The following is a 15,297-nucleotide window of genomic DNA, read 5'->3' on the forward strand; positions in this document are numbered from 1 at the left end:
TCCTGATGCTTACTACAGAGCAAGTCGCCTTTTTCAAAGAGCATGGCTATTTGGCCCTGCCGGAGTTTTGGACGCCACGCGAGGTGGCCGCCATGCAGGCCGAAGTCGAGCGCTTTAAGCGAGAAGGTTTGCTTCGCAACGTCACCACCGAGGGAGACGGAAAAACCCACTCCAAAACCCGCCAAAACCTTCAACTGTGCCCCATGGCCGACAAAAGCCCTCTCTTTCGAGCGCTCCCCTTCGAGCCGAAAGTTGTAGAGGCTGTTCGGCAGCTTATTGGAGACCCCGTGCTGCTCCATCTCGACCAGATTTTCCTTAAACCGGCGCATCATGGAGCCGGCACCAATTGGCACCAGGACAACGCCTATTTCGCGTTAGAAGACCCGCTTAAAGGCACAGCGCTTTGGATAGCCGTGCACGAGGCCACGGTGGAGAACGGCACCATGCACATCATCCCGGATGCCTTCCGCGAAAAGCTGCCTCATAGCCGCGATCCGGAAAGTGACCATCATATTCGCTGCTATCCGCCAGAAGAGAGGGCCATCCCCATCGAACTGCCTGCAGGTGGGGTTGTCTTCTTTGCCTATGGCACTCCGCACTGCACAAAGGCGAACCACTCCGATAGGGAGAGAGCCGGTGCCGCGTTCCACTTCCATAACGGCAACTACGCTGCCGATGGTGGCTATCCTCTCGAAAGACGCATTCCTCTCACAGGTCCCGAAACGGATGACGGCACACGTACGTATGGTAAACGAGTGGCAAACACGTGGCAAGAGGAGGTAGAGCGCGCTCTTCAACTTGCGCAAGCCTACGGTGAATAAGGAGACGGTTATTGCATGGCGTCCCGGCGGGAAACAGAGTATAAAAAGGCCCAGCTGAAGTCCTATATTCGTGAGGAGTGCCTTCGGAATCAAGCCAAACCCAACAAACTGTTACCGCCAGTACGTGAGCTTGCGGATACGTTTGGTCTTTCGGCCATGCTGGTTTGGCAAATTCTTAAAGAGTTTGAAGCCGAAGGCCTTATCTACACCATACCCCGCGTAGGAACCTTTATTGGCCCTCCAACACAACCGCCTTCTGAATTTTATGTCATGCTGGTTCGCAGTTTGGAGCGCTCTCGGTGGCACACCTGGCAAACGCGAGAAGGCTTTGAAGAGCGCATTGCCGCCTTAGGCGGGGCAACCCTGGTTTTAACCCACGAAATGTTCGCCCACTGCACACACAAAAGGCAGTTACCTCCGATAGCCGGTATCTTCTATTTCGATGAAGAGAACCCCGTCTGGCCGCAAGAGGCCAAAATGCGTCGGGTGCCCAAAGTACAGTTCCGCTCCTCAAACGCCTTTCTTCGCATGTGCGACCACGTCTCCTTCGACGATCGCGACGGAGGACGAAGGGCAACACAGCATCTTCTTCAACTGGGGCACCGCTGCATCGCTTTCCTGGGGCTTCATAAAAACGACCTCGACCTCGTGTTCGACTGGTCTGTGCAGCGCGAAGCGGGGTGGAAAGAGGCCATTCTCCAGGTTGGGCTATCGCCTCAAGGGCTGGCCTATCACCCACCGGAGAGTCTCTCTTATCAAACGATTTACTCCATGGAAGCCCTCGCCTACGCCGCCGCCCAGCCCCTTGCGCTGCGGGAGGACGTTACGGCCGTAGTCTGCGCCAACGATTCGGCGGCGCTTGGGCTTCTTCGTGCCCTACAGAGCGCCAACATCCCCCATAACCGCTGGCCGGCTATCGTGGGCTTCGACGATCAACCGGAAGTGGCTATTCATAATATCTCCTCTTTTCGCCTGCCTTGGCACGAAATAGGACGTACGGCCGCCGATATTTTGTGGGAACGGCGTCATAACTTGTTAACAGGCAGTTTCCAACATCGTTACGTTACCATGGTTCTCATTCAACGCCTTACTTCGCCGGTTCAATGGTCGCATTCTGCCGAACGAGCCGCCCTTACCCTTTTAGATACGGCAACAGGCCCTGCCGATTGACTCAACGGAAGAAAAGCTGCCAGCTGTTATTGGTGAGAGAGGCCTCGGCGTAGAGCTGCCTATCCGCGGGGTTGTCCGGCGATACCGGCACGTAGAAACGCACATGCAGGAAGCCGTAGCGATTTGCATAGGGCACAATGGCCTTCTCAAACAAGATGGTTAGGGCGTTTGGCTCGGCTCCTGAAAGTTGAACAATAAGAACGGTGCGATCAGTGTCGGCGTAGGCTTGTTGCACAAGACCGTTGGAGGCAGAGCGTAGCCAGTCGTAGTAGGGTGCTCGCTGGTTTTCACGAGCGATGTCGTTCTGCTGCTCTTGGCTTAATGGAGGAGGGATGTTAGGCGGTTGCTGTGCGGAAGCGCTCGGTGAAACGGTAGAGCTGGGAGCAGCCGGCGAGGAGGCGGCAGGTGCCCTTGTGGAAGGCACCGGAGGGCTGGGCTTCGTAGAGGTTGTGTGCAGAAGACGCGGTGCCAGCAGCCAATACGCCACCAGCCCCGCCAGCGCCGTGAGAAGCAGAAAACCCACCGCCCGTGCCATGCCCCCATTGTACCTTCAACACCGCTTCTATCCAGAGATCACGGGCGACGGTTGCCCTCAAGGGCTGGAAGCAACTTGCAACTCAGGGGGCCTCTACTAGCCTATAGACCGTACGGCTTGCAGCCTGCTCGATCCATAGGTGCGCCTCTGCGGGGGCGTAGCCCTCCTCATCGAACACCAACAGCTCGTTAACCCCCGGCTTCAGCCAGCATTCAGGCAAATAGTAGCCGTCAATAGGTATCTTCTCCGGATAGCGGCCTAAATTATGGCCGTTAAGCCATACAAATCCACGCGAAAGCCCCCGCGTGGAGAAACGCAAGATGGGATGAGGGCCAACTTCTCTCGGAGGGGTAACGATAAAAGTCGCCCGATAAAACGTCGGCACATCGGTCGCTTTCGCCGCCGGCCACGGACGCCAAAGCCCTTTCGACACGCTGCCCTCGTCCACACCTCCGTGCATCGCCCAGTGCTGTACCGGCCAAACCTCATCGCTTTGTAGTACCCTCAGGGTCACCGGCCCCATAATCCCTCCAGGCCCGTCCGTATTTTGCACTCGAACGGCTAGGAGGTTGGCGCCTTGCACATTCCACGCCGCATCTAAATTGACATCGAACGGCGAACCCCACCCTTCGTGGTGGAACAAGAACTTCCCGTTGAGATAGATATCTCCATTGTCATCCACATTCTCAAAATGCAGTAGATGGTGCGCTCCCGGAATATCGGGTAAGGAGGCAACCGCCCAAACATAGCCACGGCGCCCGTGAAAAAGGTCTTCCCCTGTCTTGGCCGTTTGCCAGTGGCTTGTATCCACTGCGTCAGGAACCGCCGACTTTGCGCTAGTGGGCATCCAATACCATTGCTCCAGAGGTATGCCGTTAAAAGAGCCGGCCATTAGGGTTACCGACCCCTTAAGCCCCTTTACATCCACCACATCGAGCGGCCCGAGATAGGAGAAACGCTTCGGCCGCCCATAATGCGCGGTAAGCACGGCCAAAGTAACATGCCCCGCTGGCAGGGTTACGGTGATGTCGTGGCTGACAGGATGATCGGTTCGCGGAACGATGCGGCTTTCGGCGGCCTTATGCCCGTTAACAAATACATCCAGCCAGTCGCCCCCATCGCTAAAGTGCAGCGTATAGACGCCAGCTTTCGGCACCTGCAGGGTGGTACGATACCAGGCATAGGCTCCGTTATAGCCATCTGCTCCCATCTCTACGGGGTCGCGACTCTCAAGCCAGCCCTTTGGGGAGTAGTCGGGCGCGGCCTCTCTATCGGCCAACAAAGCCTGCCACCCGGAGAGTTTAGGCGCCACCTGAAAGTTCAACGGAGAGACGGGAAGAGGCTGAGCCATCAGCTTGCTAGGCAGGAGCGTTGGGCCATAAACGCAACTTGCCGCATCTACCGCATCCGGCGATACTCCCGCCGGGCGCTCCGCATTCACGAGAAGATGTCCATTCTTTAAATGCACTTCGCCAACATAGCGCGGGCCGAGGATCACATAATGGCGCCCCGCCACTTCCACAAACCAAGTGCGGTCGGCGGTCTGTTCGCTTACCGCTAAAACCCGCACGATTCGGTTACCTACCTGAAAGGCATACGTTTCTGCGCCCGCCGCCGGATAGTGAGGCATAACAGTCAGCACATCTCCCGCAAGCTTCATCGCCTGTTTACCTAATAAAATCTGTCTGACCGGGGCGCCCGATATTCGAAACACCAACGGCTCTGTGGCTCCCCTTCCTGTAGGACCGTTGACCACCAGGGTCGTGATATTTGCCTGCTGGCAAATGGCGTAGATTCGCGCAAGCCCCAGCTGCAGGGTCACATTCGGAAGCAGCGTATAATGAAGGATGATGGGCCGAATCTCACCCGGCGCTACCTCTAGATTCGGCACCACCTCATCTCCTTCCAGAGACAGCGCTGTGGTTTGTACTGTATGGGTAGGGTTATCCAGAAAGAGAAGGGTACCCGTCGGAGCGGTTCGCGCCGTCACATGAATGGCCGGATTACTTGTGCAATGAGCGTAGGTTTCGGTGGTGTTGTCGCTATCTTCTAGAATAGAGGCAAAGCTTCTTGCAAACCATGCTGCACGCTTAAACTGATAGTAGATGGGCCGCAGATCGCCCGCTTGGCCGATGGCGCCGGCGTAGTCGTAGCTGGCTGCGTCTTCATCGTTGTTGGTATAGCCAAAGTTCGAGCCGCCGTGCAACATGTAGTAGTTGTAGCCGTTGCCTCCATAGGCGATGATCTTCCATGTACCGCGTGTGAAATAACGCTCTCTATCGGGCGGCAAAGCGCCATAGAGGTTGTACCAGCCCGGCCAAAACTCCGTGCAGTACCATGGGCTGGTGCGCCCGGCGCTGCCCCATGGCTCATTGCCGGCCGGGTCGGAGGAGTGATGAAGCCCACTAAAGAAGAAAGGCACCTGGATGCCGTCTTGAACGGCTTTATTATACAAAAACCGGAAATAGGAGTTCGGCATGTCCGTGCCCCATCCCAACGGATGCTCGTTTTCTAACTGTACCAGGATAACGGAACCACCGTGATTGATCTGGTTGCTTGCAACAATAGGCAACAGTTTATCAAAAAAGCGGCCTACCTCTTTCTCGAAGGGAGCATTTGGTTCTCGCACGCGCAGGCCCGGCACGAAGCGAAGCCAAACCGGGTAGCCTCCGCTATCCCACTCGGCACAGTAGTAAGGCCCTACGCGGCATGTGGCGTACATGCCCATTTTTTTCACAAGCTTTAGGAACGCATCGAGATCGGCTCGCCCCTTAAAATTCCAAACTCCTTTTTCCGGTTCGTGCACATTCCAGAAGAGGTAGCTTTGCACCGTGTTGAACCCCGCGCGTTTCATGCGAAGCAGCCGATCGGCCCAAAGAGCACGCGGCACACGAGCATAGTGCATGCTACCGGAAACAATAAATGTGCGCTTACCGTGAATGAGAAACCCTTTTCCATCTATATCAATGAAAGGTTTTGCTGCCGAAGTCGGCGGAAACATCGAGTCGTTTGCAGAGGCCGTTAATGGCAAAAGCGCCACGAGAAGCCCCAAGCAGGGTAAAGAAAACCGATTCATTCTTTCTCCTCAAGCTCCAAAGCTCGGTGTTGACGAACCCATGCCTCCAGCACATACTGCACTTTTTTCAAAGTGCTCACGCGCGCGCGATGGGAAAAGACATCGTAGTTGTTCCGTTCGATCTCATCTAAAATTCCTCGATAGATGCGGTACATGATAGCGAATGTCGGTTGCGCCTCCTTCGATAAGAAGGGGAGCAGCTTTTTGGCCTCGGTATAGTAGTGGCGCGCGCGCTCCACCTCGAAACGCATGAGAGCCTGAAAGGCATCGGAAAGAGAGCGCTTTTCAATATCGGCTTCAGAAACACAAAAGCGCCGCATGTCTTCTTGAGGGAGATAGATGCGTCCGCGGTCGTAATCCTCGCCGATGTCGCGTAGAATATTTGTGAGTTGAAAGGCGATGCCGCAGGCCTCGGCGTAACGCAGGGCTTTCCCTTCCGCCGCATCGAAGCCCCAAATGTAGAGGCACACAAACCCCACAACAGAGGCCACCCTATAGCAGTAGAGGTAGAGATCGTCCCAGGTGGCGTAACGGGCATGGGTCAGGTCCATTGCTGTACCTTCGATAAGCTCGTAGAAAAACTGGACGGGGATTTGATACCGACAGACGGTATCGTGAAAGGCCGGTAGGATAAGGCTGTCCCCATAATCGCCCTCAAGAGCGCGGTCTAGAGCGGCCCGCCAAGCTTGAATGGCCGCGAACCTATCTGTGATGGCGGCCTCATCGGAAACGTCGTCACTGTAGCGCATGAAAGCGTAGACCGCACACATGGCAGCGCGTTGCGCCGGCGGCAGCGCCACAAAGGAGTAGTAGAAGTTGCGTGCTTGCGACCGCGCGATCCGCTCGCAATAGCGATAAGAGGCTTTAAGACGATCTTCCCTAGACCGGTAAGAAGTCCTGTCGGACTGAGGCATCGCTCTCCTAGAAACCCCAAAAATTGCTAGATAAGTTTACCCGATCTGGCATAAAGCCCCTGCTTTTGGCTGCTACCCTTTTCTCGTTCTCATCTCGCTCTCCCCTTTCAAAAAGCGCCCAATTGACACAGGTAGCCCATCTCGGCAGTCGGGGAGATCAACACGCTAACTCTCTGTTTTCTTTGCCTAGCAATCTCTTGGTTAATCCTTCAAGGGGCAGGCCTTGTGCCTGCCCAACAAAAATAGCACCATCAATGAAATGAGAAGACCTCTCTGCGTCGCTTCGAGGTGACATGGGGCGCCACCGACGTCCTCCCACTCAAGGCACACGCTCTCCCCCTCAGAACTGGTGGGAATGGAAACGCAAGATTTCTCGCCTGCGGCTCGAAATGACAGTTGTGTCATCGGCTCTCCAAGCCCCCACCCCCCCGCCCCTCCCCCTATCAGGGAGAGGGGAGACCAACAAGTTCATTGGCAGTTTTCTGTGATAATCTTCCCTTCGGAAACTAACCACAACCGCCCCCTTTCTCCCTAATAGGGGGAAAGGACGGGATAGGGGGCGAACAAGGCAGGCTTGCCATACGAATTGGCTCTAGAACCGTGAGACTGTCAGCCCCGCCCCTATCCCTCAGAACCGATGGGAAGTGAACTTAAGATTTCTCGCCTTCGGCTCGAAATGACAATTGTGTCATCGGCTCTCCAAGCCCCCACCCCCCCGCCCCTCCCCCAATTTGGGAGAGGGGAGACCAATAAGCCAACTCGCGGTTTCTTTTGGTAGGCTGTCATCTGGAAACTCAACACAACCGCCCCCTTTCTCCCTAATAGGGGGAAGGTCGGGATAGGGGGCGAGCAAGACAGGCTTGCTGTGCGAACTGCCTCTAGAAACGCTAGCCTCAACAGTCCCTCACCTCGCCCTCAGAACCGGTATGGATTGAAACGCAAGATTTCTCGCCTAAGCCCCTCTTCCCCTCACAAAGCTTGATTCTAACCTTCTCTATGAAGTATTCTCTCTTTAAGAGACGATCAGAACGATCGAGAACACCACGGAAATAGAGTTACAAAAGATGCCCAAATCGCTGATGATCCTGCCCGACGAAATGCTACGTGCGGGTCAAATAGAGTTCACCCCCATCCCGCTGAACCAGTACCATCGCACGCTTAAAGAGGAGCTTGATCGGTTTGCCCGAGAAGACCTGCTGCGTATCTATCGAGACATGCTGATCATCCGTACTTTTGAGAGCATGCTCGATAGCGTGAAGAAAACGGGAGCCTATCGCGGAATCGAGTACAACCATCGGGGGCCTGCCCATCTCTCCATCGGTCAAGAGGCCGCCGCCGTAGGCCAAGCCTTTTTATTGGATGTGGACGACCATATTTTCGGCAGCCATCGCAGTCATGGTGAAATACTGGCCAAAGGGCTTTCCGCCATAGAAAAGCTGCCGGAAGAGACCCTCCAACAGATCATGGAGCGGTATTGGGATGGAGCCACATTACGGGTGGTGGAGAAGAGGGTAGAACAGGCTCCGGGGGGTCCTCCCCTGCACACAGGATCGGGGGTTCGGAATCTGGCCATGGATTATCTTCTATATGGAGCCTTGGCCGAGATATTTGGAAGAGAAACGGGCTTTAACAAAGGTATGGGCGGCTCGATGCACGCCTTCTTCCCTCCCTTCGGCATCTACCCCAATAACGCCATTGTGGGCGGCTCTGCCGACATCTCGGTAGGGGCGGCGCTCTACAAACGGGTTCAGAAGAAGCCGGGCATCGTCATCTGTAATATCGGGGATGCGGCCATTACCTGCGGCCCCACCTGGGAGGCCATGTGCTTCGCCAATATGGATCAGTTCAAAACCCTTTTCGAGGAGCCTTACCGAGGAGGCTTGCCCATCATCTTCAACTTCGTTAACAACTTCTACGGCATGGGAGGGCAGCTTGTTGGAGAGACTGGCGGATTTGGCATCCTAGCGCGCGTGGGCGCAGGCCTCAATGCAAACCAAATGCACGCCGAGCGCGTTGATGGCTATAATCCACTAGCCGTTATTGACGCCATTGCCCGCAAGAAGGAGATATTGGCGAAGGGCGAAGGTCCGGTGCTGCTCGATACGGTTACCTACCGTTATAGCGGCCACTCCCCCTCCGATGCCTCCTCTTATCGTGAGAAAAGCGAAGTGGAGGAGTGGCAACGTATCGACTCTCTCATCACCTACCGACGCGAGCTGCTAGAGGCCGGCATTACCACCGAAAACGAGCTGGAAGCGATGCAGCAGGCCGTAGATGCTGCCATCCTGCGCGCCTATGTGAAGGCGATTGACCTCGAACTCTCCCCTCGAGCGAATCTCTTTCAACCAGGGTGCTTGCTCGAGAAGACCATGTTCTCGAATCAGCATCTGGAATCGTTGGATGACACACGCAAGCCCGTCACTCTCCTCCCCCATCACGAAAACCCGCGGGTGCAACGGCTCGCTTCCCGCAGTCGTTCCGGCATCGGCCCCGACGGTACGCTTCTACCGAAATCCCGCTGCATCGGCATTCGGGACGCTCTCTTTGAAGCGATTCTCGACTCTTTTGAGACCGATCCGACTCTCATCGCCTACGGAGAGGAGAACCGCGACTGGGGTGGCGCTTTTGGCGTCTATCAAGGGCTAACGGAGAGTTTGCCCTATCATCGCCTGTTTAACGCGCCCATTGCGGAAGGGGCCATTGTGGGTACCGCCGTGGGCTACGCTCTTGAAGGAGGCCGCGCCCTTGTTGAGATTATGTATTGCGATTTCATTGGCCGTGCCGGCGATGAAATTTTCAACCAGCTTGCCAAGTGGCAAGCCATGTCGGGCGGACTGCTGCGCATGCCCGTAGTCGTGCGGGTCTCCGTCGGCAGCAAATACGGCGCTCAGCACAGCCAAGACTGGACCTCTCTATGCGCTCATATACCGGGGTTGAAGGTGGTCTTTCCGGCCACACCCTACGATGCAAAGGGGCTTATGTACGCTGCCCTCACAGGCACCGATCCGGTTATCTTCTTTGAAAGCCAACGTATCTACGACCAGCCGGAACTGTTCCATGGAGTGGAGGGGGTACCCGTAGGCCGATATACGGTACCCATCGGCCTGCCGGATGTAAAGCGAACGGGTGAAGACATCACCATTCTATCGGTAGGTGCCACCCTCTACCGCGCCCTAGAGGCTGCAGATATTTTGGAGAAGGAGTATAACCTCAGAGCCGAGATCATAGATGCGCGATCGCTTGTGCCCTTCGACTATGCTCCTGTGTTGGAGAGCGTAAAGAAGACCGGGCGCATTCTGCTGACGAGCGACGCATGTGAGCGAGGCAGCATTTTACAGACGTTTGCTGCCAAGATAGCCCATTTCGCGTTTGACGATCTCGATGCCCCTCCGGTGGTGGTGGGCGCGCGCAACTGGATAACACCTCCAGATGAGATCGAGGAGAGCTTCTTCCCCTATCCCTCCGACCTCCTCGACGCCATCCACACTCACATCCTCCCGTTGCCGGGCTACACGCCTAAGCGCGTATGCGACCGTAACGATCTGCTCCGGCGAAGCCGCGAGGGCGTGTAGAGAAAGATTACAACACTTGCCTCCAGGGGGCAACAACAGATGGGAGTGACAAACTAGAACCGGAGTTCTCTGCTAAGAACTCCGGTTCGGCTTCAATGCGTAGGCTACAGTTGGTATCGAGGCACCATCATTGTGGCTTTCCTGCCCCCCCCACAACACCAGGAAGTATCTTACCATCTGCTAACCGGTGAGCTGTGCGAGTAGGGTAGCGCTTTTAAGCGTTCACAGCACAGCCAATAATAGGTCTTACGTATAAGAAGGGGCGCAGCAGAGTCTCTACGCCCCTTGATCCGTTCTTTGCAATGGATTTTTACTTTCGCCCGCCTTGTAGCCCTGTTTGTATACCAGGTGGGGCAGCCATCACGTTCGCACTCGCCTTGGCTTTCCCTGATGGCACCGTGGATGAAGAGGGGGTCGGCACATTGTTACTTCTAGAGGAGCACCCCATCTGAATAGCCCCAACAGCGGCGACAAGCAGAAGAAGGTAAGTTATCTTTTTCATGTTGGCTCACCTCAATCCTGATTAGTTTGGCGCCCAGATGTACAGACTTGGATTGGTAACCTGCACAGAAGTATAGGCCACTCCCGGCCCGAAGTTGGTTCCGGCGATAGTGGCTTGCCATTTCAGGTATTTCACATGTCCGTCTACCCATCCTACGTTCACCCCATCCGAATGACGAGGCGCCATACTTCCAAAGGCTGTAGGAGAAGCAGAGTTTGCCGGCCAAGTCCAGTCATCGGACCATACACAGGTATCGGGTGCTGGGTACCACTTTCCACTATCCGGTGCATTCACATCGGAAAACCCCAGGCCGGTATCAGGCCAACTAAACGACGAATCCACGAAAGCTAGCATTTGAGCTGGCCTGTTTATCGCTGCCAGCGCGATGCCCGTACTTTTATCGCAATACCCATCCCAATGACCTAAATAGGAGTAGTTATATCCCACACTGGAGAACTGCATCTGGTTCCAGTACCAGGCATAAGGGCCGCCGCCATAGATGTTGTAAGAGTCTGCATTATCAGGGCATCGGAAAATACCCCATGTTTTAAAGTAGGGATAGAGCAGAGCTGGCCACCACTGCGGAGCTCCTGGATCATAAAGGACTTTAGGAAAGGGATGGTACACATCGGGGCCGGGCGAGTTAAACGGAAGCACCGTCTGCTCATCATAATCTTGAATATACATTTGCCATGCAAGTTCCACTTGCTTCATATTAGAGACGCAAGAGATAGCACGTGCTTTTTCACGCGCTTGGGCGAAAACGGGGAAGAGGATCGCAGCCAATATAGCGATTATCGCTATGACTACAAGAAGCTCGATAAGCGTAAACGCTCTGGAGTGAGATCGATTCATTTTTTAGCCTCCTAGTACTTTTGTTGAGATAGAGTTAAATTCGGCTTTTGGCCGAAAACGCACGGTATTGGCCTTGTGCTCCATTTTAATGGGCAGCACTTGGCCGATTAAGGTTAGATACTCCTTTGATTGGGTATTATACCTTATAGTGCGCTTACGTAGGCAAGCACCCAAAAGTTCCTATTTCCGCGTCTGCTCGTAGGTTTTTACTTCGTAACGCTGTTGCTAAATAGTGAAACAGATAAGAACACATCTATCGAGTCGGCCAGGTCGCCCGTAAAACCTTGCCCGAATCACAGTTGACAATCGTGCCAAAACATGTGATAATAAAAGGAAGCAGGGGCTTTGGGGCAAGAGAGCATCGCGTCCGCTTGAATCTGGATGAAACGTTTCATGGCCTCGTACGTATGTTGGTTTAGAACCGCAGCGTTGCCCTAAGCTTCTTGCCTTGCATAAAGCACCTGAGATCGCCTTTGAGGGATCTCAGGAAGGAGATGGTTTGCTATGGCATCGAACCCGTTCAAACGATTTTGGCGCTACCTAATGGCTCTTCTAAGTGGCAAACTTGACCAATGGGAAGACCCTGAGGTCATCATCAACGAGGCCGTTCGCGAGATGCGTGAAAACCAGATCAAAAATCGCGAACTGGCCGTTCAAGCCATTACACAGAAGAACAACCTGCAGGCCGAAGTGGAAAAAGAGGAGCGACTGGTTGCCGACCTGGAGAAGAAAGCGGCTATCGCTCTCCAAGGAGGCAATAGAGAATTAGCTCTACAGTTCCTCCGAGAAAAGCTCCAGCATGAACAGACCCTCGAACAGATGCGCGCCAGCCTCGCTCAAGCCATTGAGGCCGCAGAAAAGGTCAAAACGGCCATTAAACTTGAAGAAGACCGCATCCGCCAAAAGACGGCCCAAGCCCTCGCGCTCAAAGCCAAAATGAAACAGGCGCAGATCGAGATAAAGATCAATAAAGCGCTCGATCAGTTTCAGTTCAGTAATAATGAACAGCAGTGGGGTGCCGTGGAGGAGCGTATTCGCTCCATGCAGTCGGAGGCAGCCGCTCGCGCGGAGGTCGCCAACACCAGTATTGATGCGCGTGTCCGCGAACTGGAAGCCTCTCAAATGGATGCACAGGCGGAACAAGAGTTGGCACAACTCGAAGCGAAACTCTCGCTGGGCACCGGCACCACCAATAACTACGTATCTGCTAATCAGCAACAGGTGCAGACGGTGGGAACCGGCGGAAGCGGTGCCAACGGCTCCGCGGCGCCTGAAAGCGAGCTGGATAGGCAGTTGGCCGAACTTGAAGCCAAACTGAACAACCAGAACAAACAGTAGTTTCATTCTGTGCCCACTTGAGGAGCCTAAAAGCTATACCATTTATGAGCCTATCAAACCGCCTCTATCGCATTGCGCGTAGCAAGCTGAACGAACTCAAAGAGTGGTTCGATCGTGTGGAAGAAGAACGCACAAGCGACCCACTTCGTAGTTCGGAAGAGCTTGCCGCAGAGGAGCTTGACTCGGCCCTTCATTCCTCCACTTCCACCTTGCCGGCATCCTCCCCATCGAGCACGCGGCCCCCTCAAAAAGCGGCCTCTCCGACTCCCGAACCCGATCCCCTTTACTACCATTATCGTCTTCTCGGTCTGCAGCCCGGCGCCGATCTAACGGCCGTGCAGGCAGCCTATAAACGCTATGCCGAACGCGCCAACCCCGCCCGCTTTCCCCCCGGCTCACCGGAAGAGGCCGTCGCCCGTGACCTCCGTAGGAAGCTCGATCTATCCTACAAAACCCTTTGTGAGGCCCTCGACCCCACCTTGCGTCGCTTCGAACTGCTTGAGTTCGATACCTCTTCGGCTCCCCAAAAAGAAGAAAATTCCTGAAAGGAGAGCGCACTAACCATGGCGCGACCTTCTAAACTAACCGAAGCGCAGATTCAACAGGCCCTTGCCGAGCTACCTGAATGGCGCTATCACGACGATAAGTTGCAGCGTACCTTCAAATTTGCCGATTTCTCGCAAGCCTGGGGGTTCATGAGCCGTGTCGCCCTCATGGCCGAAAAGATGGACCACCACCCCGACTGGTCCAACGTCTACAACACCGTGCACGTGGCGCTCAGCACCCACGATGCCGGAGGGGTTACCGAACTCGATCTTCAGCTGGCACGCCACATGAATCGCTTCTATGCAGAACGAGGTTAAGAACCATGCAGTTGCCGATCTATCTCGACCATGCAGCCACGACCCCCGTCCTGCCCGAAATCGCAGAGGCCATGATGCCCTTCCTAATCCAAGCCTATGCTAATCCCTCTGCAGCCCATGCCCTCGGGCTAGAAGCACGCCATGCGGTGGAAGAAGCGCGAAGGGTTGTGGCCGAAGCCCTTCATGCCGACCCCGACGAGATCGTGTTCACATCGGGCGGCACCGAGTCGGATAATGCGGCCATCTACGGAGTTGCCTATGCCCTTGCGGAACATGGACGCCATATTCTCTCCACCCCCATTGAGCATCACGCCGTGCTCGAACCGCTCCATGACCTGGCCCGGCGCGGATGGGAAGTAGAGATGCTGCCCGTCTCCCCGGAAGGTCTCATCGCTCCAGAAGAGGTCGCGCGTCGTATTCGCAAAGATACCGTCTTGGTTAGCGTGATGCACGCCAACAACGAGATCGGCACTGTGCAGCCCATCGAGGCGATTGGGGCGATCTGCCGGGAAAAGGGAGTGCTGTTTCACACCGACGCCGTGCAAAGCTTTGGTTACCTGCCTATAGATGTGCGCAAAATGAAAATTGACCTCCTGAGCCTCACCGCCCATAAGTTTTATGGCCCCAAAGGCATTGGCGTTCTCTATGTGCGTTCCGGTATCCCCTTCGAGCCGTATCAAAAAGGCGGTGGGCAAGAAAATGGAAGACGCGGTGGCACCCTCAATGTGCCCGGCATCGTGGGATTAGGCAAAGCCGTGAGCCTCGTCATGGAGCAGCGTGAGGGTGAGAGCCAAAGGCTCCAACGGCTTCGTGACCACTTCATCGCGGAAGTGGAGCAGGCCATTCCAGAAGCCACACTCACCGGTCATCGCCAATACCGCTTGCCAAATAACGTCCACTTCTGCTTTAAAGGCATTGAAGGTGAATCGCTGCTGTTGAGCTTAGATGCCGAAGGTATCTGCGCTTCGGCCGGCGCGGCCTGCTCGGCAGGCTCGCATGAGCCGAGTCATGTTCTACAGGCTATCGGCGTGCCCGCCGATAGCATACGCGGGGCCTTACGCCTCAGCCTTGGCAGGGCCACCACCGAAGAGGCATTGGACTACTGTCTGCAGGTCCTAAAGCAGGCCGTAGGGCATCTACGCTCAAAACAGCCCGTGACGTTATAGGCTTGTCGCAAACGGATGTCTTCTTTGTTACGGTTTTCAAGTGTTGGGAACTGTGTGCTTCGATGCAACCGTAATCAAAATGGCATGCGGCAGGCCTAACAAATAACTTGACAAATGGCCTAAGATGCTTTATAATACAAAGTAGGTTCGGAGTATGGCGATTCTAAACGCCCACGAATCGATTCAGAGTGTTTGAGAGCTGTTCCAAAGAATGAAATACTCACCTATCGAGAACGTTCTCACACTCTAGGTGGCGTCGTGGCGCAGGCGCCTAGAGAGGATGTTCCTTTTACAGGGGCAACCCTGTAGCGAAGTTTTCCGGTGCTTCTGAAGCCACGCATGCAATGACATCGGTCTGTGAAAAAATGCACATTCTTTTTCGAAGAGCGTGCCGTAGAGAGAGTGAAAGGAACCTAGCGAGGAGTGGCCTCAATGAATGATTACGCTGTTGTTCCGGTGCGATCGGATGCCTCCGTTTCGCCAGA

12 protein-coding genes are annotated in these 15,297 nt (G+C 55.0%); 7 read left to right on the forward strand and 5 right to left on the reverse strand.

Annotated features, from left to right (window positions below):
* Positions 1 to 5: 5 nt before the first annotated feature.
* Positions 6 to 821 (forward strand): phytanoyl-CoA dioxygenase family protein, encoded by an 816-nt coding sequence (locus VKV18_RS03335; protein ID WP_324202810.1) that lies wholly within the window; start codon positions 6 to 8, stop codon positions 819 to 821.
* Between the two features lie 15 nt (positions 822 to 836).
* Positions 837 to 1,991, forward strand: a complete 1,155-nt coding sequence (locus VKV18_RS03340; protein WP_324202811.1) for a GntR family transcriptional regulator — start codon at positions 837 to 839, stop codon at positions 1,989 to 1,991.
* 1 nt (position 1,992) lies between these two features.
* Here the strand turns inward: VKV18_RS03340 and VKV18_RS03345 are convergent, their stop codons facing one another.
* From VKV18_RS03345 to VKV18_RS03355, 3 genes are all read right to left on the reverse strand, one after another.
* A complete protein-coding gene (locus tag VKV18_RS03345) occupies positions 1,993 to 2,526 on the reverse strand; it encodes a hypothetical protein (protein WP_324202812.1) in 534 nt (177 codons plus the stop codon).
* Between the two features lie 82 nt (positions 2,527 to 2,608).
* Positions 2,609 to 5,602 carry a beta-galactosidase gene (locus VKV18_RS03350; RefSeq protein WP_324202813.1) on the reverse strand — a complete coding sequence of 998 codons (2,994 nt, stop codon included), beginning with the start codon at positions 5,600 to 5,602 and terminating at the stop codon, positions 2,609 to 2,611.
* Positions 5,599 to 6,516 carry a phytoene/squalene synthase family protein gene (locus tag VKV18_RS03355; protein ID WP_324202814.1) on the reverse strand — a complete coding sequence of 306 codons (918 nt, stop codon included), beginning with the start codon at positions 6,514 to 6,516 and terminating at the stop codon, positions 5,599 to 5,601. The genes VKV18_RS03350 and VKV18_RS03355 overlap by 4 nt, the downstream gene beginning before the upstream one ends.
* A gap of 1,064 nt (positions 6,517 to 7,580) precedes the next feature.
* Between VKV18_RS03355 and VKV18_RS03360 the strand changes: the two genes are divergently transcribed.
* Positions 7,581 to 10,088 (forward strand): alpha-ketoacid dehydrogenase subunit alpha/beta, encoded by a 2,508-nt coding sequence (locus tag VKV18_RS03360; protein ID WP_324202815.1) that lies wholly within the window; start codon positions 7,581 to 7,583, stop codon positions 10,086 to 10,088.
* 310 nt (positions 10,089 to 10,398) lie between these two features.
* Here the strand turns inward: VKV18_RS03360 and VKV18_RS03365 are convergent, their stop codons facing one another.
* Together VKV18_RS03365 and VKV18_RS03370 are read right to left on the reverse strand one after the other, a co-directional pair.
* Positions 10,399 to 10,590, reverse strand: coding sequence for a hypothetical protein (locus VKV18_RS03365; protein WP_324202816.1), 192 nt, complete (start codon positions 10,588 to 10,590; stop codon positions 10,399 to 10,401).
* A gap of 21 nt (positions 10,591 to 10,611) precedes the next feature.
* The gene (locus VKV18_RS03370; RefSeq protein WP_324202817.1) at positions 10,612 to 11,445 is read right to left on the reverse strand and encodes a DUF1559 domain-containing protein; all 834 of its coding nucleotides are present in this window, start codon (positions 11,443 to 11,445) and stop codon (positions 10,612 to 10,614) included.
* 504 nt (positions 11,446 to 11,949) lie between these two features.
* Here VKV18_RS03370 and VKV18_RS03375 point away from each other — a divergent pair.
* Genes VKV18_RS03375 through VKV18_RS03390 form a run of 4 tightly spaced genes read left to right on the forward strand, consistent with a single transcriptional unit; the run spans position 11,950 to position 14,812 of the window.
* A complete protein-coding gene (locus VKV18_RS03375) occupies positions 11,950 to 12,783 on the forward strand; it encodes a PspA/IM30 family protein (RefSeq protein ID WP_324202818.1) in 834 nt (277 codons plus the stop codon).
* Positions 12,784 to 12,827: 44 nt separating this feature from the next.
* Entirely contained in the window at positions 12,828 to 13,328 is a 501-nt protein-coding gene (locus tag VKV18_RS03380; protein WP_324202819.1) for a hypothetical protein, read from the forward strand.
* An 18-nt stretch (positions 13,329 to 13,346) separates the two neighbouring features.
* Entirely contained in the window at positions 13,347 to 13,646 is a 300-nt protein-coding gene (locus VKV18_RS03385) for a 4a-hydroxytetrahydrobiopterin dehydratase (RefSeq protein WP_324202820.1), read from the forward strand.
* A 5-nt stretch (positions 13,647 to 13,651) separates the two neighbouring features.
* On the forward strand, positions 13,652 to 14,812 hold the full coding sequence (locus tag VKV18_RS03390) for a cysteine desulfurase family protein (RefSeq protein ID WP_324202821.1): 1,161 nt from the start codon (positions 13,652 to 13,654) through the stop codon (positions 14,810 to 14,812).
* Positions 14,813 to 15,297 lie beyond the last annotated feature (485 nt).

This window comes from Chthonomonas sp. (assembly GCF_035294505.1).
Classification (GTDB): domain Bacteria; phylum Armatimonadota; class Chthonomonadetes; order Chthonomonadales; family Chthonomonadaceae; genus Chthonomonas.